The sequence below is a fragment of the Allobosea sp. TND4EK4 genome, assembly GCF_900156025.1.
GTDB lineage: Bacteria > Pseudomonadota > Alphaproteobacteria > Rhizobiales > Beijerinckiaceae > Allobosea.
In genome coordinates, this window is the sequence record NZ_FTMO01000006.1 from 202,498 (window position 1) to 223,611 (window position 21,114).

17 protein-coding genes are annotated in these 21,114 nt (G+C 67.8%); 8 read left to right on the plus strand and 9 right to left on the minus strand.

Features of this window, described 5'->3' with window-relative positions; all coding sequences use genetic code 11:
- Positions 1-133 precede the first annotated feature (133 nt).
- Positions 134-1,933, plus strand: a complete 1,800-nt coding sequence (locus BW981_RS13225) for a chloride channel protein (protein ID WP_244560315.1) — start codon at positions 134-136, stop codon at positions 1,931-1,933.
- 165 nt (positions 1,934-2,098) lie between these two features.
- On the opposite strand, the gene BW981_RS13230 is transcribed toward BW981_RS13225, so the two are convergent.
- Positions 2,099-2,614 (minus strand): 2'-5' RNA ligase family protein, encoded by a 516-nt coding sequence (locus tag BW981_RS13230; RefSeq protein ID WP_076439856.1) that lies wholly within the window; start codon positions 2,612-2,614, stop codon positions 2,099-2,101.
- Positions 2,615-2,742: 128 nt separating this feature from the next.
- Between BW981_RS13230 and BW981_RS13235 the strand changes: the two genes are divergently transcribed.
- The 4 genes from BW981_RS13235 (at position 2,743) to BW981_RS13250 (ending at position 6,809) form a co-directional block, all read left to right on the plus strand.
- The gene (locus BW981_RS13235) at positions 2,743-3,849 is read left to right on the plus strand and encodes an ABC transporter ATP-binding protein (protein WP_244560320.1); all 1,107 of its coding nucleotides are present in this window, start codon (positions 2,743-2,745) and stop codon (positions 3,847-3,849) included.
- 15 nt (positions 3,850-3,864) lie between these two features.
- Entirely contained in the window at positions 3,865-4,995 is a 1,131-nt protein-coding gene (locus BW981_RS13240) for an ABC transporter substrate-binding protein (protein ID WP_076439858.1), read from the plus strand.
- Positions 4,996-5,160: 165 nt separating this feature from the next.
- Positions 5,161-5,997 (plus strand): ABC transporter permease, encoded by an 837-nt coding sequence (locus BW981_RS13245; protein WP_076439860.1) that lies wholly within the window; start codon positions 5,161-5,163, stop codon positions 5,995-5,997.
- Positions 5,997-6,809 (plus strand): ABC transporter permease, encoded by an 813-nt coding sequence (locus BW981_RS13250; protein WP_076439948.1) that lies wholly within the window; start codon positions 5,997-5,999, stop codon positions 6,807-6,809. The genes BW981_RS13245 and BW981_RS13250 overlap by 1 nt, the downstream gene beginning before the upstream one ends.
- Positions 6,810-6,818: 9 nt before the next feature.
- On the opposite strand, the gene BW981_RS13255 is transcribed toward BW981_RS13250, so the two are convergent.
- Positions 6,819-7,751, minus strand: coding sequence for an acetamidase/formamidase family protein (locus tag BW981_RS13255; protein WP_076439862.1), 933 nt, complete (start codon positions 7,749-7,751; stop codon positions 6,819-6,821).
- Between the two features lie 33 nt (positions 7,752-7,784).
- The gene (locus BW981_RS13260; protein ID WP_076439864.1) at positions 7,785-10,337 is read right to left on the minus strand and encodes a bifunctional acetate--CoA ligase family protein/GNAT family N-acetyltransferase; all 2,553 of its coding nucleotides are present in this window, start codon (positions 10,335-10,337) and stop codon (positions 7,785-7,787) included.
- A 207-nt stretch (positions 10,338-10,544) separates the two neighbouring features.
- Between BW981_RS13260 and BW981_RS13265 the strand changes: the two genes are divergently transcribed.
- Positions 10,545-11,243 (plus strand): SDR family oxidoreductase, encoded by a 699-nt coding sequence (locus BW981_RS13265; protein WP_076439866.1) that lies wholly within the window; start codon positions 10,545-10,547, stop codon positions 11,241-11,243.
- Between the two features lie 176 nt (positions 11,244-11,419).
- On the opposite strand, the gene BW981_RS13270 is transcribed toward BW981_RS13265, so the two are convergent.
- From BW981_RS13270 to BW981_RS13295, 6 genes are all read right to left on the minus strand, one after another.
- Positions 11,420-12,403: a peptide ABC transporter ATP-binding protein gene (locus tag BW981_RS13270; protein WP_076439868.1), complete on the minus strand. Its 984-nt coding sequence runs from the start codon at positions 12,401-12,403 to the stop codon at positions 11,420-11,422.
- On the minus strand, positions 12,400-13,422 hold the full coding sequence (locus tag BW981_RS13275; RefSeq protein ID WP_076439870.1) for an ABC transporter ATP-binding protein: 1,023 nt from the start codon (positions 13,420-13,422) through the stop codon (positions 12,400-12,402). Before BW981_RS13275 ends, BW981_RS13270 begins: the two co-directional genes overlap by 4 nt.
- A gap of 4 nt (positions 13,423-13,426) precedes the next feature.
- Positions 13,427-14,338 carry an ABC transporter permease subunit gene (locus BW981_RS13280; protein ID WP_076439872.1) on the minus strand — a complete coding sequence of 304 codons (912 nt, stop codon included), beginning with the start codon at positions 14,336-14,338 and terminating at the stop codon, positions 13,427-13,429.
- Between the two features lie 40 nt (positions 14,339-14,378).
- The gene (locus BW981_RS13285; protein WP_076439874.1) at positions 14,379-15,389 is read right to left on the minus strand and encodes an ABC transporter permease subunit; all 1,011 of its coding nucleotides are present in this window, start codon (positions 15,387-15,389) and stop codon (positions 14,379-14,381) included.
- A 281-nt stretch (positions 15,390-15,670) separates the two neighbouring features.
- The gene (locus BW981_RS13290) at positions 15,671-17,287 is read right to left on the minus strand and encodes an ABC transporter substrate-binding protein (RefSeq protein ID WP_076439876.1); all 1,617 of its coding nucleotides are present in this window, start codon (positions 17,285-17,287) and stop codon (positions 15,671-15,673) included.
- 160 nt (positions 17,288-17,447) lie between these two features.
- Positions 17,448-19,040 carry an ABC transporter substrate-binding protein gene (locus BW981_RS13295; protein ID WP_076439878.1) on the minus strand — a complete coding sequence of 531 codons (1,593 nt, stop codon included), beginning with the start codon at positions 19,038-19,040 and terminating at the stop codon, positions 17,448-17,450.
- Positions 19,041-19,356: 316 nt separating this feature from the next.
- On the opposite strand from BW981_RS13295, the gene BW981_RS13300 reads away from it, so the two are divergent.
- Positions 19,357-20,382, plus strand: coding sequence for an aldo/keto reductase (locus BW981_RS13300; protein WP_076439949.1), 1,026 nt, complete (start codon positions 19,357-19,359; stop codon positions 20,380-20,382).
- Positions 20,382-20,828 carry an RbsD/FucU family protein gene (locus tag BW981_RS13305; protein ID WP_076439880.1) on the plus strand — a complete coding sequence of 149 codons (447 nt, stop codon included), beginning with the start codon at positions 20,382-20,384 and terminating at the stop codon, positions 20,826-20,828. Before BW981_RS13300 ends, BW981_RS13305 begins: the two co-directional genes overlap by 1 nt.
- Positions 20,829-21,114 lie beyond the last annotated feature (286 nt).

Consider the following 21,114-nt stretch of genomic DNA (forward strand, 5'->3'; position numbering starts at 1 on the left):
AGCCGGCAGAACCCCGCGAACGCCCGGTTTCCGCACCAAACCCGGCAAAGCGCGCAGCTTCGCCTTGTTCTCGAGCCGGCGATGTGCGAACCGCGGGCCGACAAGTGCCGATCCTTCCGGGCGAGCCCTTTTCGTGATCACGGTCAAAGCCTCCGAACCCGCCACCGCTCCGGCCGATCCGCCGCAGGGGGGCTTGCGCGCCTTCATCCGCTCGAACGAGATCGGGATCGTCATCCTCGCCTCGCTCGTCGGCGTGATGGCGGGCCTCATCGTCGTCGCGATGTCCGCGGCGACACAGGCCCTGCACGAGCTCATCTTCGGCATCGGCCGCGGCGAGCATCTTTCGGTGTCGGAGGGCATTCCGCCATGGCGCGCCCTGGCCGGCCCCGTCCTCGGCGGGCTGGTGATCGGCCTGTCGACCTGGCTCTTCTTCCGCCGGCGCAGCGCCCCGATCGACCCGATCGAGGCCAACGCGCTGCATGGCGGGCGGATGTCGATGCGCGACAGCATCGCTCTGGCGCTGCAGACGATCGGCTCCAGCGGCTCGGGCGCCTCGGTCGGGCTGGAAGCCGGCTATACGCAGGCGGCCTCGGGCTTCGCTTCCCATCTCGGCCGGCGCCTGCGGCTGCGGCGGGCGGATATGCGTCTCATCGTCGGCTGCGCCGCGGGCGGCGCGATCGGCGCCGCCTTCAACGCCCCGCTGACCGGCGCCTTCTATGCCTTCGAGCTGATCCTCGGCAGCTACTCGATCGCCGTCTTCGTGCCGGTCATGGCCGCGACCTTCATGGCGACGGTGACGCATGATCTGATCGCGCCTGCCTTGCTCGCGATCGAAGTGCCGCCGGTCGGACAGATCACCATCGCCGACCTGCCGCTCGTCGTGCTGCTGGGCGGCGCCTGCGGCCTCGTCGGCATCGTGGTGATGCGTGCGGCCGCCTTCGTCGAGGCCGGTTTCCGCCGCTCGCGCATCCCGAACTACCTGCGACCTGCCTTCGGCGGACTGGTCGTCGGCGGGCTTGCGATCTGGAACCCTTACGTCTTCTCGGCCGGCCACGGCGCGATCAACCTGTTCATCGGTGCGCCGATCGGGCTCGGCCTGCTGGCGCTCGTCCTGATCGCGAAGGCTCTGGCCTCCTCGGTCTCGATCGGCGCCGGCTTTCGCGGCGGCCTGTTCTTCGCCTCGCTGCTGCTCGGCGTCCTGACGGGGCGGCTCTTTGCAGGGCTGCTTTCGCTGCTCTTCCCCGATGTCGCGGCCCATCAGACCCTTTTCGCGCTGGTCGGCATGAGCGCGCTCGCGGTCTCGGTCGTCGGCGGGCCGATGACGATGGCGCTGCTTGCGCTGGAAATGACCGGCGACCTCAAGCTGACGCTCGCGGTCATGGGCGCGGCCGGCGCGGCCTCGCTCGTCACGCGCCGGCTCTTCGGCTTCTCCTTCGCCACCTGGCGGTTCCATCTGCGCGGAGAGAGTATCCGCGGCGCCTATGATGTCGGCTGGATCCGCGACCTGACGGCCGGCAGCATGATGCGACTGGAGGTGCCCAAGATCGATGTCGCGGCCACGATTGCCGAGGCGCGGCTGAAGTATCCGCCGGGTTCCACCAACTATCTCGTGGCCGTGGGTCCCGGCGACGCCTATGCCGGCATGGTCTCGCCCGGCGCGCTCTATGATCCGGAGCTCGCGCTGGACGGCAATGCCGATGCGCCCAAGCCCGTCACGATCCGCGATCTCCTGCGCAATCCCGACAGGATGCTGCTCTCCAACATGTCGGTCCGCGACACGCTCAAGCTCTTCGACGAGGCCGAAAGCGAGGCCCTGCCGGTGGTGGCCGACCGCGGCAGCCGCCGGCTCGTCGGCATTCTCAGCGAGGCGCATGCGATCAAGCGCTACAGCGAGGAAGTCAGCCGCCGCAACCGGGAGCTGACGGGGGAGTAGGCGTTCGACGGGCGCGCTCTCCCATACGGCAGGACCGCGTCATCCCGGACAAGCCGCACAGCGGCTCCGATCCGGGATCCATGCCTGAACGGTTCCGGCTGGATCCCGGGTCTCCGCTCCGCTTCGCCAGGGATGACCAGCATTTCCGTGACAGCCTGGTCGGCCCTATGCCCCGGCCAGCGGCGCCGCTGCCGCAACCCGCCAGTCCGCGATCGGGATGTGCTGCCCCGAGGTGACGACGCAGAGCCGGTCGAAGCGGAGGCTCCGTCCTGCCAGCCGCTCGCCGATCTCCCGCGCCGCCGCCGCTTTCGCGGCGGCCTCGACCGCCCCGTACAGCAGCGAGACATGCGGCATGAAGCTGTCGAGCCCTTGCGGATCGAGCGCCTGCTTCAACCGCGCCAGCGAGGGCGCCACGGCAAAGCGCGCATAGAACGAGCGGAAATAGCTCTCGCTGGTCTCGACTGCGCGGACGTCTTCGGCAAACGCCGTGACCTGGCCGGCCGCCGCTTGGATCGCCTGGCGCAGGCGCTCGGCGGCCGTCTCGCTATCGCCCAGCACGGTCAGATGCGGCGCGAAAACCGGTGTGCCGAACCGCACTGAGAGCTCGGTCACGATGCCGGCCAGCAGGGCCTCGTCGGGAGCCACCGGCATCAGCCAGATCGAATGAATCGTCGCTGTCATCGGAGTTTCACAAATCCCTTGCAGATAGGCCCTTGCCGATGCAATGTTTGTATCAAACAGATCGGCAATGGAAGAAATATTCCAATTCGCTGACGCCAGAGGAAATCAGGAGTGGCGCCTTGCAGCCGGTGACGCAAGCCAGAACGGGCAGTGGCTCGGCCATCGCCGTGCGCGGTCTTCAGGTCGCCTATGGCGGCACTCGCGTGCTGCACGGCGTCGATCTCGACTTCGCGCCCGGCAGCTTCACGGCGCTGCTCGGCTCCTCCGGCTGCGGCAAGACCACCTTGCTGCGCTCGCTCTCTGGCTTCGTCCCCGTCGAGAGCGGCTCCATCGTCGTTGGCGGCAGCAATGTCGCCGGCCTGCCGCCCGAGAAGCGCGGCATGGCGATGGTCTTCCAGTCCTATGCGCTCTGGCCGCACATGACCGTGCTGCAGAACATCGGCTACGGGCTCAAGCTGCGCGGCAGGTCGAAGGCGGAGATCGCCGCCAAGGTCGGCGAGATGCTGCGTTTCCTCGGCCTCGCCGGCTATGAGGATCGCAAGGTCACGGCTCTGTCCGGAGGCCAGCGCCAGCGGGTTGCCCTGGGACGTGCGCTCGCCATCGACCCCGGCATCCTGCTGCTCGACGAGCCGCTCTCCAATCTCGACGCAAAGATCCGCATGGTGATGCGTCACGAGATCCGCTCCATCCAGCAGCGGCTCGGCCTCACCGCCGTCCATGTCACGCATGACCGCGAGGAGGCCATGACCATGGCCGACCGGCTGGTCATCATGCAGGCCGGCCGCGTCGCGCAGGTCGGCACGCCGGAGGAGGTCTACGACCACCCTGCGAGCGCCTTCGTCGCGAATTTCATGGGTGCGGAGAACGTGCTGCCGCTTGTCGTCACGCAGGGCGAGGGCCAGGCCTCCGTCGCCGCCGGCGAGGCCCGTGCCATCCTCACGGGCGCTCCGGCCTCGGCGCTGCCGGCCGGCGAGACGCTGGCCTATTTCCGCGACGACGTCGCGCGGCTCGGCGCGCCCGATGCTCCCGCCGCGGGCGGCGATCTCGTCGTGCCCGGCACCATCGCGGCGCGCGCCTATCCCGGCGGCGTCTATCGCTACAAGGTCGAGGCCGCCGGCCGCCAGATCACGGTCGACGACGCCGACCGTCACGAACTCGGAACCAAGGTCGGCCTGCGCATCCCGCTGCAGCGCCTTCACATTTTCCCGGCATCCGAGGCCGGGATCTCCGCCTGACAGGAGTCGGACACGATGCGCATCCTCACGCTTGCCTGCTCGCTCGCCGCGCTGATGGCGGCATCCCCGCTTTCGGCGCAGACGCTCAATGTCGCCTCCGCCGGCGACCAGAATATGGTCGACTATGTGAAGGACTATCTCGGCCCGATGTTCGAGAAGGCCCATCCCGGCGTGAAGGTCGTCTCGGTCGGCACCGGCCCCGGCGATTCCGGGTCCCAGAAGATCCTGGAGAAGCTGGACGCCCAGAAGGGCTCTGCGACCACCGATTTCGACGTGGTGGTTATCCACCAGAAGGCCGCCGGCCAGATGGTCAAGGACGGCCTGTTGGCGAAGTACACCGACAAGATCGACACCGCCAAGCTCGTCTCCAGCGAGGCCGCCAAGAATTCGCTCGGCGCGGACGTCTCCGGCTATGTCATGCCGATGTTCCAGTCGCAGACGGCACTCGCCTACAACGCCGACATGCTGAAGACCCCGCCGAACAGCTTCGCCGAGCTGAAGGACTGGGCGAAGAAGAACCCCAAGCAGTTCGGCTATAACGGCATCAAGGGCGGCATGTCCGGCGTCGCCTTCGTCGCCGGCTGGGTCTACGCCTTCGGCGGCGATGCGAACAAGCTGGTGCAGGGTCCCTACGACGCGGCCGAGAAGGCCAAATGGGACACTGCCTTCGCCGAGCTGAAGGAGTTCAACAAGAACGCCGTCATCACCCCCGGCAATGCCGGCACGCTCGACATGCTCAACCGCGGCGAGATCGCGATGGGGCCTGTCTGGGTCGACATGTTCTATTCCTGGCAGGCCGACGGCAAGCTGCCGCCGAACATGAAGCTGAAGCTCGCCGCGCCGGGCATGCCGGGCCAGCCGATGTACTATGCGGTGCCGGAGAAGTCGGCTCAGCGAAAGCTGGCGGAGGAGTTCATCGCGCTCGCCACCAGCCCCCAGGTGCAGGCGGACGGCATCGTCAAGAAGTTCAACTGGTATCCGGGCATCGACGCCAAGAACCTCGAGGGCAAGCTCGACAAGGCCGCCTGGGACAAGCTCTTCACGGACATCACGCCCACCGATCTGTCGAAGAACGCCAAGCCCTTCCCGATCGCGCCCTACTTCAACGACATTCTCGAGGGCTACGAGAAGAAGGTCGCGAACTGAGGTTCGCCTGCCGGGATGAGGCGGAGAGAGACCGCGTCATCCCGGACAAGTCGCGTCAGCGACACCGATCCGGGATCCATGCCTGAGCCGTTCCGGCATGGGTCCCGGATCTCCGCTTCGCTGCGTCCGGGATGACATCCCGCCCCTGCCGAAAAGCCGCGCCGCATGCCCCTCTCACAACGCAACCTCGCTCTGCTGCTGATCGCGCCCGGCCTTGCGCTCGTTGCGGCGCTGTTCCTGTATCCGCTCAGCTTCTCGCTGGTCTCGGCCTTCACCGGCCCCGATGGCGGTTTCTCGCTCGGGTCGTTCCGCAAGGCCTGGGAGCTCTATTCCGGCGACGTGGTCTTCACCGTCGTCATCGTCCTCTCCTCCTGCCTGCTCACGGGCCTCATGGCGGTCGTCATCGCCGGCACGCTGACGCTGGGAGAGAACCGCTACATCGTCGGCACGCTGAAGGCGCTCTATCGCTGGCCCCTCTTCATCCCCTTCATCGTGGCGGCGCAGTGCATGCGCACCTTCCTCGCCAAGAACGGGCTGATGAACAACACCTTCGTCTCGCTCGGGCTGATGGAGCCGCTGCAGGCGGTCAGCTTCCTCGACTGGCGCGGCATCATCGCCACCTTCGTCTGGAAGCAGACGCCCTTCGTCGCGCTGCTGCTGGCTGGCGCGCTCGCCTCGCTCGACCGCGCGACGCTGGAGGCCGGCCGCAATCTCGGCGCCTCGCGGCTGCGGGTGCTGGTCGAACTCGCCCTGCCGCAGGTGATGCCGCAGCTCCTCGTCGCGCTCGTCCTCTCCTTCGTGACGATGCTCTCGGTCCTCTCGGTGCCGATGATGGTGTCCGGCTCGCAGCCGACCATGCTGACGGTCGACATGGCCTTCCGCATCAATGCCTATGGCGATTACTCCACGGCCAACGCGCTCGGCGTCATCACCTACCTGCTCTCGGCGGGGGCGGCGATCATCTATCTGAAACGCGGCATGTCGCAGGAGAGCACACGGTGATCCGCCTCGCCTCCTCGCTGAAGACGGCGCTCGCGGCCTTCCTGCTCGCGGCCTTCGCCTTCGTGCTGATCGGCCCGCTGGCCAATCTTGCGCTCTGGTCGGTCGCCGAGCGCTGGTACACGCCCTACAAGCTGCCGGTCGTCTACGGCACGCGCTATTGGGAGCAGGTCTTCCGCCCGACCGGGGACGCCATGGCCTCGCTCGGCACCTCGGTCTGGATCGCGGTGCTGACGGTCGTGGTGGCGCTCGCGCTCTCGATCCCGGCCGGCTACGCGCTGGCGCGGCTGAAGCTGCCGGCGCGGGCGCTGTTCATGGTGCTGTTCCTGCTGCCGCAAGCCTTCCCCTCGGTCGCGATCTACATCAACGTCGCGCGCGTCTTCTACCAGCTCGGCATAAACGGCACGGTCTTCGCGGTGGTGCTGGTCCATGCCGCGCATGGGCTGGTCTATTCGGTCTGGATCGCGGCGGCGGCGTTCGGGGCGGTCGACAAGGATCTGGAACTGGCGGCGCGCAACATCGGGGCCTCGCCGATGAAGACCTTCTTTTCGGTGACGCTGCCGCTCGCAGCCCCTGGCATCATCGCCAGCGGCATCTTCGTCTTCCTGGAATCGCTCGACGAGTTCACCGGCACTTTCTTCGTCGGCGTGCCGCAGGTCACGACGCTGCCGCTGCTGCTCTACAATGCGGCGATGGGCGGCAACTACCAGGTTGCCTCGATCACGGCGCTGATCCTGCTCGTGCCCTCGGTCCTGTTCATGCTGTTCATCGAGCGCTTCCTGCGGGCCGACGTGCTGGCGAAGGTCGGCGCCTGAGCGCCGGCTTCAGCCGGCGCCGCGCAGCGACATCGCCTGCGTGATCGCAGTCTTCTCCAGCCGGCAGGCGACGCAATACGCCGGGTTGAAGACGTTGGCGACGTCGTAGCGCACCGCCTGGCCGAGCAGGTGGCTCGCCTCGACCGCGTCGACACCCAGGGCCTCGCCCGCCCAGCGCAGCATCTCCGTCGTCGCGAACTGCAGCGGCTGGTCGAGCGGCCGCCCGCTGGCGATCACCAGCACGTCGGTCTCCGTCTCGCAGCGCGGCCAGCGGAGGGGCAGCCCCTTGCGCAACTCGACGCTGAACTCGACCTCGAAGCTGGTCTCCACGCCGGTGCCGGCGATCTCGCCATCGCCCTGGCTGGCATGGCCGTCGCCAAGAAAGAACAGCCCGCCCTCGGCGAAGACGGGAAAGGCGATGGTGGCGCCGGGGCCGAACAGCCGGTAATCCATATTGCCGCCATGGGGACCGCTCGTGGCGGTGGAGATCGCCTGGCCCCGATCGGGCGCGACGCCGAAGCACCCGAGCATCGGCCGCAGCGGAAACCGCCAGTCGCGGATGCGGGGCGAGGGATCGAGCAGCGACACCGTGCCGGCCTGGGCATCGATAGCCCATTCGTGGCGCTCCTGCCTGGGCATTCCGGCGAGAGCGGCCGGATCGAGGACACCGGGGGCCAGCGGCGCGTAGGTCCAGCCGGTGCGCCGGTTCGGCGTCATCCGCCGGATCGTCACCAGCAGCGCGTCGCCCGGCGCGGCGCCCGCGACCGCGAAAGGCCCCGTCATCGGGTTGCCGCGCGGGGCACGCTGCACGCCCTCGCCATCGAAGCCGGCGGCGTCGAGCGTCGTGGTGACGACGCTGTCGCCGCTCGCGAGTTCGAGCACTGGCGGCACGGTGCCGATCACGTTCCAATACTGCGTCGGCGTGAAGCGATGCTGCGTCATGACAAGCGATCCCGTAGCGGTGGCTGGCCGGCGTCAGGCGCCGGGGGAGGGAGGCGGGACGACAAGAGTGACCCGCCGGATGGCACTGTCCTCAGGATCGACCGAGACCGAGAAGCCGAGGCTGCGGCAGAGTTCGAGCATCGGCCCGTTCTCCGCCAGCACCTGGCTCTGGATCAGCGAAAGCCCCTCGGCCCGGCCCCATTCGATGATCAGCAGCATCAAGGCACGGCCGAGCCCGATGCCCTTGAGGTCGGAGCGCAGCAGGATGGCGTATTCGGCTTCGACATGCCCCGGGTCGGCATGCAGCCGCACCACGCCCGCAGCCGCGCCGCTGTTGTCCTCGGAAGCGATGAAGGCCATTTCCCGCGCATAGTCGAGCTGGGTCAGCCGGGCGAGGAAGTTGTGGCTGAAGCTCTTGACCGGCGCGAAGAACCGCAGGCGCAGATCCTCCGGCGTCACCCGCTTCAGCATGTCCGCGATGGCGCCCTCGTCCTCCGGCTTGATCGGGCGCACGGCGAAATGGCGCTGACCGAGCGACAGGCGGCGCGTCCAGCTCGCCGGATAGGGCCGGATCGCCGGGCGCCGGCGCAGCGCGGGGGTCGGCTCCAGCACGATGCGGGCATCGACCGCCACCGCCCCGCTGGCATCGGCGAGGATCGGGTTGAGGTCGATCTCGCGGATTTCCGGGAGGCTCGAAGCCATCTCCGCCAGCGCCACCAGGACGGCCGCGATGGCGCCGCGATCGGCCGCCGGCACGTCGCGATAGGCGGCGAGGATGCGCGAGACGCGGGTGCGAGAGATCAGCCCCTCTGCCGAGGCGAGGTCGAGCGGCGGCAGCGCCGCATGCGTGTCGGCGATCAGCTCGGCCGCCGTGCCGCCGCGCCCGAAGATGATTACCGGGCCGAAGCAGGGGTCGGTGGCGAAGCCGGCGATCAGTTCGCGCGCCTTGGCACAATGCGCCATCGGCTGGATCGAGAAGCCGTCGAGCTGGGCCTCGGGCCGCAGCTCCTTCAGCCGTGCCGCCATCCGCCGCGCTGCCTGGACGACGGCATCCTCGCTGGCGAGGTCCAGCGCCACGCCGCCGACATCGGATTTATGCGCCACGTCGGGGGAGACGATCTTGAGCGCGACGGTCCGTCCGGCGGCGATGAACGGCCGGGCTGCGGCCGCGGCGGAGGCCTCGTCCGGCACGACGAGCGGCCGCAACATCGGGATGTCGAAAATCGCCAGCAGGTCGCTCACCTCGTCCGGATTGAGCCAATGCCGGTCGTCGGCGAGGGCCCTGCCGACGATGCCGCGCGCCGCTGCGAGGTCGGTCGGCCGGTCCTGCAGATTGGAGGGCGGCGTCGCCATCAGCTCGCGCTGCAGCCGGGCATGCCGGGTGAGGTGCTGGAAGCCGGTGACCGCCTCGGCCTCGGTCGAGAAAGAGGGGATGCCGCCGGCAGCGAACAGGGCGGTGACCTCGTCCGACCCGCCGAGCCAGACGGCGAGGACGGGCTTGCGCGATGCGGCGTCCTGCCGTGCGTCCACCACGGCACGGGCGCAATCCAGCGGATCGCCGGGCGGGATCGGGGCGTTGAGCGCCAGCACGGCGTCGATCTCCGGATCGGCGAGCAGTTCAGCCGTGGCGCTGCGGTAATCGGCGGCGCTGCGCACCCGGAGGGGCTCCCGCTCCAGCCGCGGCGATCCGCCAAGCTGGCGAAGCTGGCCCGCGGCCAGGGCTGCGAGCCCGTCGCCATTGCTGACGATCGCGAGGCGGCCCGCATCCGCCGCGCGGGCCCGCCCGAGGGTTTCGGCGGCGGCGAAGAGTTCGTCGAGGTCGCTGACGCGCAGCAGGCCGGCGCGGTGGAAGGCGGCGTCATGGGCAGCGTCGCTGGTCACGATCAGCGCGGCATGGGTGAGGGCGGGTCCCTCCGGCGGTCGTCCCGGCGGCTTCAGGACCAGCACCGGCTTCAGCCGCGCCGCGGCCCGCGCCGAGGAGAGGAAGCGCCCCGCCTGCGTCACCTCGTCGATGGCGAGAAGGATGGTGCGGGTCGCCCCGTCATTGGCGAAATGGTCGAGGCAGTCGGCGACATCGACATCGGCGCCCTCGCCGAGCGTGACCGCGCCGGAAAGGCCGATGCCGCGCCGCGCCGCCCAGGCGATGATGCCCGCCGCGATCGAGTTGGACTGCGCCACCAGCGCCAGCGAGCCGGCCGGCGGCATCGCGGAGATGGGTGTCGCATTGAGGCCGAGGCGCGGCGCCATCAGGCCAAGAGCATCCGGGCCGATCAGGCGGATTCCGGCGGCGCCCGCAGCAGAGCGCAGTTCTACCGCCGCGGATGCCGAGCCGTCCGGCACGAGCAACCCTGCGGAGCCGTCCAGCGCGCCTTTCGGCAGGAGATGCGTCGCATCCGCGGCTCCCGCGATGACGAGGTCATAGCCTTGCGGCAGGGCGGCCCCCTCCGCCATATCCGCGATGCGCGACAGCCGGCCGCGGAAGCCGCCGGCCTCGATCGAGCTGCCGATCCGCGCGCAAGCGTCGGCGGTGCCGAGGACGGCGACCGATTGCGGCGCGAGCATGCGCTTGAGCTGAGCGAGCGTCATGATTCGAACAAATCCTGCCTCGAGCCCGTATCAGACATGATCCCGGGCGTGCCGGAAAGAGAATCCGCCAAAAGCCGACCTCGCGCTTTGACATAGGCCCGCCGGCCGGGCCAACTCGGGCAGATGACGGTGGCGCCCGGGACCGGCCTCGTCCAGAATGGCGGCCTCTCCCGCATCGAGCGTCAACGAAATTCTGGAGCGCAGCGCATGGACAAGGTCGCGATCGTCACCGCCGGCGGGAGTGGCATGGGGGCCGCTGTCGCGCGGCGCCTGGCCCGGGACGGCTACAAGGTCGCGATCCTGTCCTCCTCCGGCAAGGGCGAGGCGCTGGCGCAGGAGCTCGGCGGCCTCGGAATCACCGGCTCCAACCAGTCGAACGACGACGTCAAGCGGCTGGTCGATGCCACGCTCGACAAATGGGGCCGCATCGACGCGCTGGTCAACAGCGCCGGCCACGGCCCGCGCGCGCCGATCCTCGATCTTACCGACGCGGACTGGCAGAAGGGGCTCGACGTCTATTTCCTCAGCGCGGTCAGGCCGATCCGGCTGGTGACGCCGGTGATGGAGCGGCAGAACGGCGGCGCCATCGTCAACATCTCCACTGCCTGGGCCTTCGAGCCGAGCGACATGTTCCCGACCTCGGCGATGGCGCGGGCCGGCCTCGCCACCTTCACCAAGATCTTCGCCGACAAATACGCGGCCAACAACATCCGCATCAACAACGTCCAGCCGGGCTGGATCGACAGCCTGCCCGCGACCGAGGCGCGCCGGGCCACGGTGCCGATGCAGCGCTATGGCAGCGCCGACGAGATCTCCGGCACGGTCGCCTTCCTGCTCTCGGCGGATGCCGGCTACATCACCGGCCAGAACATCCGCGTCGATGGCGGCGTGACCAAGGGAATTTGAGAACGATCGGGCGCGCGTTCTGTAGCCTGTTGTTCATAGTCGGTCATCACCGGCGACCGGAGGGAGACCCTGGATCCATGCCTGAACTGTTCCGGCATGGATCACGGGTCTTCGCTTCGCTGCGCCGGGCATGACGCTCGCTTTTTGCGGCAACCTGCAAGAGCGAGGAAATTCGGCTAAGCCGCCGCCTTCGCCAGGAAATCCTCGGCGTAGTGGCAGGCGACCAGCCGCCCGTCGATCTCGCGTTTTTCCGGCCGCTCGGCCCGGCAGCGATCGGTCACGAAGGGGCAGCGCGTCGAGAACACGCAGCCCTTCGGCGGATCGAGCGGGGAGGGCAGTTCGCCGCGCAGGATCATCCGCTCGCGCTTGCCGCCATCGACGCGCGGGGTCGAGGCCAGCAACGCCTGCGTATAGGGATGCAGGGGGCGGGCGTAGATCGCCTCCTTCGGCCCGTGCTCGATCGCATTGCCGAGATACATCACCAGCACGTCATGGGCGATGTGCCGGACCACGCCGAGATCGTGCGAGATGAAGAGATAGGCGAGATGCAGTTCCTCCTGCAGATCGGCCAGCAGGTTCAGCACCTGCGCCTGGATCGAGATGTCGAGCGCCGAGACCGGCTCGTCCGCCACCACCAGCTTCGGCGAGAGGATCAGCGCGCGCGCGATCGCGATGCGCTGGCGCTGCCCGCCGGAGAACATGTGCGGATAGCGGTTGTAGTGTTCCGGCCGCAGGCCGACCTTGGCCATGATCGCGCGCACCTTGGCCTCGCGCTCGGCCTTGCTGAGCTTGGTGTTGATCAGCAGCGGCTGTTCGAGGATCGTGCCGACCTTCTTGCGCGGGTTCAGCGAGCCATACGGGTTCTGGAAGACGAACTGCACGGTGCGGCGCAGGTGCCGGCGCTGGTCGGCCGGCGGGTTGACGGCGTCCAGCCCGTCGAGCGTCAGCTCGCCGGAGGTCGGCTTCTCGATCAGCGTCGCCATGCGCGCGAGCGTGGACTTGCCGCAGCCGGATTCGCCGACGATGGCGAGCGTCCGCCCCGCCGCGACCGAGAACGACACCTTGTTGACGGCTTGCAGTTGCGCCGGCGGCTTGAACAGCCCCTGCTTGACCGGGTAGGTCTGCGTCAGCTCGCGGGCCTCGATGACGATGTCGCTCATCGGCTCGCCTCCGTCGTCGCCCGGCCCTCGTCGCGGGCACGCTCGGCCTCGCGCTGGGGATCGCCCAGCGGGTAGTGACAGCGTACCCTGCCGTCCATCCAGGGACGCAGCTGCGGCTGGACCAGGCGCGAATGCTCGGTGGCATAGGCACAGCGCGGGCTGAACAGGCAGCCCTTGGGCCGGTCGTTCAGTCCCGGCACCATCCCGGGGATGGTGGCGAGCCGCGTCGCGTTCTCGCTGCGCTCAGGCAGGGCCGAGAGCAGGGCGGCGGAATAGGGATGCTGCGGGGCGGCGAAGAGCGCGTCGACCTTGCGCTCCTCCATGATCTGGCCGGCATACATCACCATGATGCGCTGCGCCGTCTCGGCCACCACGCCCATATTGTGGGTGATCAGCACCAGCGCCATCCCGCGCTCCTTCTGGAGCGACATCAGCAGGTCGAGGATCTGCGCCTGGATGGTGACGTCGAGCGCGGTGGTCGGCTCGTCCGCGATCAGCAGGCGCGGATTGCAGGCGATCGCCATCGCGATCATCACGCGCTGGTTCATGCCGCCCGACATCTGGTGCGGAAAGGCCTTGAGGCGGCTCTCGGGGGCGGGAATGCCGACCTGTTCGAGCAGCTCGATCGAGCGGCGCTTGGCGGCCTTGCTGTCCATGCCCTCGTGCTTCTTCAGGGTCTCGGCCAGCTGGAAGCCGATGGTGAAGCACGGGTTCAGGCTGGTCGTCGGCTCCTGGAAGATCATCGCCACGTCCTTGCCGGTGAGGTGGCGGCGCTCGCGCGCGGACATGGTCAGCAGGTCGCGCCCGTCGAAGCGCAGCTTGTCGGCGCGGACCCGGCCGGGATAGGCGACCAGCCCCATCAGCGCGAGCATGGTGACGCTCTTGCCGGAGCCGGATTCGCCGACCACGCCGAGGATCTCGCCCTCTTCGAGGGTGAGGTCGATGCGGTCGACCGCGCGCAAGGTTCCCTGCGAGGTGGGAAACTCGACGCTGAGGTTTTCGATTTCGAGAAGGGGCATGGGATCAGCGCTTCAGTTTGGGGTCGAGCGCATCGCGCAGACCGTCGCCGAGCAAGTTGAAGGCGAGCACCGTGATCAGGATGGCGAGGCCGGGGAAGGTCACGACCCACCAGGCGCGCAGCACGAATTCGCGCGCATCGGCCAGCATCGTGCCCCATTCCGGTGTCGGCGGCTGGGCTCCGAGGCCGAGAAAGCCGAGCGCGGCCGCGTCGAGAATGGCGGTGGAGACGCCGAGCGTCGCCTGCACGATGAGGGGCGCGGCGCAGTTCGGCAGGATCTCCGAGAACATCAGCCGGATCGTCTGGGCGCCGCTGACCTGCGCCGCCACGACATAGTCCTTGCTCGCCTCGGTGATGACCGCGGCGCGCGTGATGCGCACGTAATGCGGCAGCACAACGATGGCGACCGCCAGCATCGCGTTCATCAGGCCGGGGCCGAGGATCGCGACGATGACGATGGCGAGCAGCAGGCTCGGCATCGTCATCAGGATGTCCATCAACCGCATGATCGCGATGTCGGCGACGCCCTTGAAATAGCCGGCGACGAGCCCGAGCACGACGCCGATGACGATGGCCAGCGCGACGACCGCGATGCCGATCACCAGCGAGAGCCGGGCGCCATAGATCAGGCGCGAGAGGATGTCGCGGCCGATCGCGTCGGTGCCGAGCGGGTAGGAGAGCGAGCCACCCTCCTGCCAGAAGGGCGGCTTGAGGAAGACGGCGTTGTTGGTGAGGTCGGGGTTATGCGGCGCGATCAGCGGGGCAAAAAGCGCGCAGACCAGCACCACGACGATGACGGCGAGCCCGGCGACGGCGCCCTTGTTGGCGCTGAAATAGCTCCAGAACTCGCGGGCCGGATGCGGTGGTGCGCCGCCCGGCGCGGCGACGGCCGGGGCTTCGAGGGTCTCGGCGCTCATGGGCGATGGCTCCAGTTGGCGCGACGGTTCGAAAGACGGGTCATCGGGCGTGCCTGATGCGCGGGTTGATCAGGCCGTAGAGCAGGTCGACGATCAGGTTGACGCTCATCACCACCATGCCGAGCAGCAATGTGCCGCCCTGCAGGACCGGATAGTCGCGCCGGCTGATCGCCTCGATCAGCCATTTGCCGACGCCGGGCCAGGAGAAGATCGTCTCGGTCAGGATCGCGCCGGTAAAGAGCGTGCCGACCTGCAGGCCGATCACGGTGACCACCGGGATCAGCGCGTTGCGCAGCGCATGCAGCGCGACGACCCGCAGCGGCGCCATGCCCTTGGCGCGGGCCGTGCGGATATAGTCCTCGCCCAGCACCTCCAGCATCGCCGAGCGGGTCATGCGGGCGATGACCGCGAGCGGCACGGTGCCCAGCACGATTGCCGGCAGGACGAGATGCGACAGGGCCGACCAGAAGGCGTCGACATCGCCCGCCAGCAGGCTGTCGATGGTCAGGAAGCCGGTCACGGGCTCGATAAAGTACTGCACCGCGATCCGGCCCGAGACCGGCGTGATGCCGAGCTGCACCGAGAACAGCAGGATCAGCAGCAGGCCCCACCAGAAGATCGGCATCGAATAGCCGGTGAGCGAAATGCCCATCACGCCATGGTCGAAGACCGAGTTTCGCTTCACCGCCGCCAGGATGCCCGCCGGAAGCCCGATGACCAGCGCGATCAGGATGGCGCAGAGCGCGAGCTCGATCGTGGCCGGGAAGAGCTGGCCGAACTCCCCGAGCACGCTGTCGCGGGTGACGATCGACTTCCCGAGATCGCCCTGCACGACCCGTTCGATGTATTTGCCGTACTGGACCAGAACGGGCTGGTCGAGGCCATATTCCTTCAGCAGCTGCGCATGGCGCGTCGCGTCGATGCCGCGCTCGCCGGCCATGGTCTCGATCGGATCGCCCGGCACGAGCCGCACGAGGAAGAAGGCGAGCAGCGTGATCCCGACGAAGGTCGGGATCACCAGGCTGACCCGCGTGAAGATGAAGCGGAGCATGGTTTGCCAGTGTTAAAGCCGGGCACGTCGGCGCGCGGCGTTCCGTTCTTGTCGTTTTTTAGTCGATTTCGAAATCCGGCGCAGCGGAAACACCAGATCGGCGGCAAGATCAAGCGCCACGTGGCGGAAATTTGGGCATGGCCGTTTTGAAGGCTTTCGCGGCCAACCTCGCCCCGCAATGTTCGGCAAGATCGAGGCGGCTGCCGAGCAATGGCAGGAAAGCAGCGGCGCCGCCAGCGCAACGAATGCGCGGCGGCGCCGATTTTGTGCCGAGGCTCGAATTACTTCGCGACCGACACGCCGTAGAAGGGTTGGCCGCCGAAGAAGTGGATCTTGTAGTCCTTCACTTCCTTGCGCACCGGCGTGAAGGCCTGCGCATTGGCGAAGAGCAGACCGGCCACATCCTGATGGAAGAGCTCCTGGAAGCGGGTGTAGAGCTTCGCGCGCTCGGCCTGGTCGGTGATCGTGTTGGCCTTGTCCAGTGCGTCCGAGGCTTCCTGGTTGCACCAGCCGGCGCGATTGGAGCCGCTCTTCACGCCCGCGCAGGTCCAGCCCGAGAGGAGGATCTGGCTCGGGTCCGGATAGTCCCAGGTGTAGCCGAACATGCCGACCTCATGCTCGCCGGCCCGGCCGCGCTTGAGGTACTCGCCCCATTCGAAGGTCTGGATGTTGGCCTTGACGCCGACCTTGGCCCAGTCCGCCTGGATCAGCTCCGCAGCGCGGCGCCCGTTCGGCATATAGGCCCGGACCACGGGGATGGCCCAGAGCGTCGTCTCGAAACCGTTCGGCAGGCCCGCTTCCCTGAGCAGCGCCTTGGCCTTCTCGGGGTCGTAGGGGCGCGGCTTCAGCTTCTCGTCATGCGACCAGAGGGCGGGGGGCACGGCGGCGGCGGCGGCCTTGCCGGTGCCCTGATAGACCGCGTCGATGATGGCCGGGATGTTCGTGGCATAGGCCAGCGCTTCGCGGACGCGCTGGTCGTCGAAGGGCTTCTTGCGCTCGTTGAACGCCAGGAAGCTCTGGTCGGCGATGCTGCCCTGGAGGATCGAGAGGTTGGAATCCGCCTTCATGGCCGGCAGGTCGCCGGGGTTTGGATAGCGCGCGATCTGGCACTCGCCGGAGCGAACCTTGGCGAAACGCACCGCCGCATCCGGCGTGATCACGAAGATGAGGTCGCTGACCAGCGCCATCCTGTCCTTGTTGCCGACGGCCTTGGTCCAATGGTCGGGCACGGCCTTGAAGCGGATGGTCGCGTCCTTCTGGTAGGACAGCAACGAGAACGGGCCGGTGCCGACCGGCTGGAAATCGATCTGCTCGGGCGTGCCGGCCTTCATCATCGCGGCGGCATATTCGGCCGAGAGGATCGACATCGGCTCCACCGACAGAGCCGAGAGCAGCGGCGAATTCGGCCTGGAGAGCGTGATCCTGACGGTGAGATCGTCGATCTTCTCGACCGATTTGAAGCTCGGCTTCACGATCTCGTTGAAGAACTGGTAGTTGCCGCTGCCGACCTTGTTGAAGGGGTTCGCGGGGTCGGCCATGCGCCCGAGCGAGAAGACGACGTCGTCGGCGTTGAAATCCCGAGTCGGCGTGAAGCCCTTCGCGGAATGGAATTTCACGCCCTTGCGCAGCTTGAAGGTATAGGCGAGCCCGTCATCCGAAATCGTCCACGATTCCGCCAGGCTGGGAATGATCTGCGACCCGCCGCGCTCCGTCGCGGTGAGCCGCTCATAGACCTGCGCGGCGACGTCATAGGCCGTGTTCTGGCTGCTGAATTGCGGATTGAGGAAGTCGGGGCTCGCTTCGGTGCAGACGACGAGCGCCTGCGCCTGTGCTGCGGCGGGCAGGGTGACCGCGCCGAGGCTCAAGGCGAGAGCGGCGTGAAGCAGGGGACGTGACATGGGCAGTCTCTCGGGATCGCGGTGAAGCCGGGAGCCGGCGCGGGGCTCATGTCCCGTCGTCGTCCCGCTCCGAAGTGCTGCGGCCCGTGACGGGCCGCAGCATCGTGATGCAGGAACAGCGCCAGCCTGTCGGAGAGGTGGCCGGCGCGCCTGACGCGGCTCAGTTGCCGATGTCGACGCCGTAGAAGGTGTGGCGGCTGAAGGGAGAGAGCTTGAAGTCCTTCACCTCCTTGCGCACCGGCTTCAGCTGCACCGCATGGGCGATGGTGAACCAGGGCGACTGCTCCTTGAACACCACCTGCGCCTGCCGGTAGAGCTTCTCGCGCTCGGCCTGGTCGGTCACGGTCTTGGCCTTCACCACCAGATCCTCGAAGGGCTGGTAGCAGAACTTGGCGACGTTCGAGCCGTTGGTCTTGGCCGAGTCGCAGCCCAGCAGCGTGTGCAGGAAGTTGTCCGGGTCGCCATTGTCGCCGGTCCAGCCGAGCATGCCGGTCTGGTGCTCGCCCGCCTGCATGCGCTTGCGGTACTCGCCCCATTCATAGGTCTTGATCTCGGCCTTGACGCCGATCTTCGCCAGATCCGCCTGCATCAGCTCGGCGATGCGCTTGGCGTTGGGGTTATAGGGGCGCTGCACCGGCATGGCCCAGAGGTCCATCTCCATGCCGTTCGGATAGCCGGCTTCCGCCAGTTCCTTCTTGGCGGCCTCCGGATCGAAGGGATCGTCCTTGATGGTCTCGTTATAGGACCACATCGAGGGCGGGATCGGGTTGGTGGCCGCGATGCCGCTGGACAGGTAGACGGCGTCGATGATCGCCTTCTTGTTGATCGCCTTGTTGATGGCGTGGCGCACCTTGACGTTGTCGAAGGGCTTCTTGGTCGTGTTGTAGGCGAGATAGCCGATGTTCAGGCCGGGCTGCTCCAGAATCTGGACGTTGGCGTCCTTCTTCATCGCGTCGAGATCGGCCGGGTTCGGATAGGGCATGACATGGCATTCGCCCTTCTGGAGCTTGGCCCAGCGCACCGACGCATCGGGCGTGATCGCGAAGACGAGATCGTCGATCTTGGCCTTGCCGGCCCAGTAGTCCGCGAAGGCCTTGTAGCGGATGATCGCGTCCTTCTGATACTGCACCAGGTAGAACGGGCCGGTGCCGATCGGGTCCTGGTCGATCTTCTCGGGCGTGCCCGCCTTCAGCATCGCGTCGGCATATTCCTTCGACTGCACGCTGGCATACTGCATCGCGAGGTCGGAGAGGAACGGCGCTTCCGGCTGGTTCAGCGTGATCTTGACGGTGTAGTCATCGACCTTCTCGACCGACTTCAAGAGCTTGGGCATGCCCATGTCGTTGAAGTAGGAGTGGTTCGAGCTGGTGACCTTGAAGAACGGGTGGTTTTCCTTCCACTGCCGCTCGATCATGAACATGATGTCGTCGGCGTTGAAATCGCGCGTCGGCTTGAACGTCTTGTTCGAATGCCACTTCACGCCTTTGCGCAGATGGAAGGTGTAGGTCAGGCCGTCGGCCGAGATGTCCCACTTCTCCGCCAGCGCCGGCTGGACCTTGGTGCCGCCGCGCTCGAACTGCACGAGGGTGTCGTAGATCTGCGTGTTGGCGTCGAAGGAGGTGCCGGTGGTGTTGACGCTCGGCGCGAAGTTCTCGGGGCTGCCCTCCGAGCAGTAGACCAGCGTCTTCGCCATCAGCGGCGAGGCCGCCATCAGCGCGGAGGCCGACAGCGTCGCCAAAAGGATTTTCTTCATGGATGTCTCCTTGAGCGCCGCTTCGCCCCTCCGGCGAAGGCGGCCCTGTTTTGTCGGAAGCTCCGCAGGCCTGAGGCCCGGTGCTGCCTTGCCGGATAGTCTTATTGAAACTCGATTGGCAGGAATAGGGGTCCGAAAGGTGGTGTCGCGCGGGGCTCGGGGCAGGGTTAAGGCCGCCGGCCGCGTTCAGCGCTCCCCACAGGCCGCCCGCGAAATCCCGTAGCGGGCGAGCCCGCCGATGCCGCTCCACGGTCCGCTCCGGTTGATTTCCGGTGCGAAGCCCCCTCAGATGCGCGCCGCCGAAAAGGGGAGCGCGATGACCGCCGGAGCGACTGCGACACCGATGCCCGAGGGTCGGCCGATCGCCGGGCTGAAGCCCAGCCTGATCGGCTTCGGCGGCGCGCCGCTCGGGGACCTCTACGGCCATCTCGAGGAGAAGACCGCGCAGGCGACGGTGACCGCGGCGCTTGGCGCCGGCATCAGCCTGATCGACACCTCGCCGCTCTACGGCCACGGCCTCTCCGAGCATCGCATCGGAGCAGCGCTGCGCAGCGTTCCGCGCGACAGCGTGATCCTCTCCACCAAGGTCGGCCGCTGGATGAGAGCCGGCGCGCCCAAGACGGACGGCTCCGGCTATGCCGGCGGCCTGCCGCATCCGGCCGTGATCGACTATTCCTATGACGGCGCCATGCGCTCGCTGGAGCAGTCCCTGCTCAGGCTCGGCACCGACCATGTCGATATCCTCCTGATCCACGACGTCGATGTCTGGACCCATGGCGCGATGATGGAGCAGCGCTTCGCCGAGGCGATGGACGGCGCCTACAGGGCGCTGGAGAAGCTGCGCTCCGACGGCACGGTCAAGGCCATCGGCGTCGGCGTCAACGAATCCGAGATGTGCGAGCGCTTCGCCCGCGCCGGCGATTTCGACGTGATGATGCTGGCTGGCCGCTATTCGCTGCTGGAGCAGGGCGCGCTCGACGGCTTTCTGCCGCTGGCGCTGGAGAAGAGCATCGCGGTGATGCTGGCCGGCGTCTTCAATTCCGGCATCCTCGCGACGGGGGCCAGGCCCGGTGCGCATTACAACTACAAGCCGGCGCCTCCCGACATTCTCGCGAAGGTCGCGCGCATCGAGGCGGTCTGCGCGGCCCACGGCGTTGCCTTGCCGCAGGCGGCGCCGGCCTTCGCCTCCGCCCATCCTGCCGTCGCCACGGTCGTCCTCGGTGCGGTGACACCCGCCGAGATCGAGCGCAACGTCGCGCTGGTCGCCCGCCCCGTCCCCGCCGCCCTCTGGAGCGATCTGCGCGCCGGGGGGCTCATCCCCGCCCACGCCCCGGTGCCATGATGCTGAAATCGATCGACCCCGTTCTCGGCCCGGACCTGCTCTGGCTGCTCGCCGCCATGGGCCATGGCGACGACCTCGCGGTGGTCGATGCCAACCATCCCGCCGAGACGATCGCGCGGGCCACGACCACCGGCCGCATCGTGCGGCTGCCGGGCCTGACCATGGCGCGCGCCCTGCGCGCGATCCTCACCGTGCTGCCGATCGACGATTTCGAGCCCGATCCGATCCGCCGGATGCTGGTGGTGGGCGATGCCTCAGCCGTGCCGCTGGTGCAGCAGGAGGTGGCGGCGGAGGTGGCCGGCGCAGGCCTGCAGGCGGGCCCGCTGCCCGGCATCGAGCGCTTCGCCTTCTACGAGGCGGCGCGCAGATCCTTCGGCGTGGTCCAGGTTGGCGATGCGCGGCCCTATGGCTGCTTTCTGCTCCGTAAGGGCGTGATCGCTGGCTAGGCCTCGCTATCCGGCTAAATGAACAGTCATCCCGGACAAGCCGCTAAGCGGCGCCGATCCGGGATCCGTTCCGGAACGCTGTCGGTCAGGTTCCGGCATGGATCCCGGGTCTGTCTCCGGTCGCCCGGGACGACGCCAAGTCGGAACCGGGACCTCAATCCTCGTCGTCGATCCGGCTCACGCCATCGACCAGGATCTCTCTTTTTCCGGCGTGGTTTGCGGGTCCGACGATGCCTTCGTGTTCCATGCGCTCCATGATGGATGCGGCGCGGTTGTAGCCGATCTG

Excerpts from the sequence above, each read along its gene's own strand:
- BW981_RS13265 (WP_076439866.1), top strand. The coding sequence starts at position 10,545 with ATGGACAAGGTCGCGATCGTCACCGCCGGCGGGAGTGGCATGGGGGCC.
- BW981_RS13295 (WP_076439878.1), bottom strand. The coding sequence starts at position 19,040 with ATGAAGAAAATCCTTTTGGCGACGCTGTCGGCCTCCGCGCTGATGGCG.
- BW981_RS13290 (WP_076439876.1), bottom strand. The coding sequence starts at position 17,287 with ATGTCACGTCCCCTGCTTCACGCCGCTCTCGCCTTGAGCCTCGGCGCG.
- BW981_RS13275 (WP_076439870.1), bottom strand. The coding sequence starts at position 13,422 with ATGCCCCTTCTCGAAATCGAAAACCTCAGCGTCGAGTTTCCCACCTCG.
- BW981_RS13270 (WP_076439868.1), bottom strand. The coding sequence starts at position 12,403 with ATGAGCGACATCGTCATCGAGGCCCGCGAGCTGACGCAGACCTACCCG.
- BW981_RS13255 (WP_076439862.1), bottom strand. The coding sequence starts at position 7,751 with ATGACGCAGCATCGCTTCACGCCGACGCAGTATTGGAACGTGATCGGC.
- BW981_RS13245 (WP_076439860.1), top strand. The coding sequence starts at position 5,161 with ATGCCCCTCTCACAACGCAACCTCGCTCTGCTGCTGATCGCGCCCGGC.
- BW981_RS13280 (WP_076439872.1), bottom strand. The coding sequence starts at position 14,338 with ATGAGCGCCGAGACCCTCGAAGCCCCGGCCGTCGCCGCGCCGGGCGGC.
- BW981_RS13240 (WP_076439858.1), top strand. The coding sequence starts at position 3,865 with ATGCGCATCCTCACGCTTGCCTGCTCGCTCGCCGCGCTGATGGCGGCA.
- BW981_RS13285 (WP_076439874.1), bottom strand. The coding sequence starts at position 15,389 with ATGCTCCGCTTCATCTTCACGCGGGTCAGCCTGGTGATCCCGACCTTC.
- BW981_RS13300 (WP_076439949.1), top strand. The coding sequence starts at position 19,357 with ATGACCGCCGGAGCGACTGCGACACCGATGCCCGAGGGTCGGCCGATC.
- BW981_RS13230 (WP_076439856.1), bottom strand. The coding sequence starts at position 2,614 with ATGACAGCGACGATTCATTCGATCTGGCTGATGCCGGTGGCTCCCGAC.
- BW981_RS13305 (WP_076439880.1), top strand. The coding sequence starts at position 20,382 with ATGCTGAAATCGATCGACCCCGTTCTCGGCCCGGACCTGCTCTGGCTG.
- BW981_RS13260 (WP_076439864.1), bottom strand. The coding sequence starts at position 10,337 with ATGACGCTCGCTCAGCTCAAGCGCATGCTCGCGCCGCAATCGGTCGCC.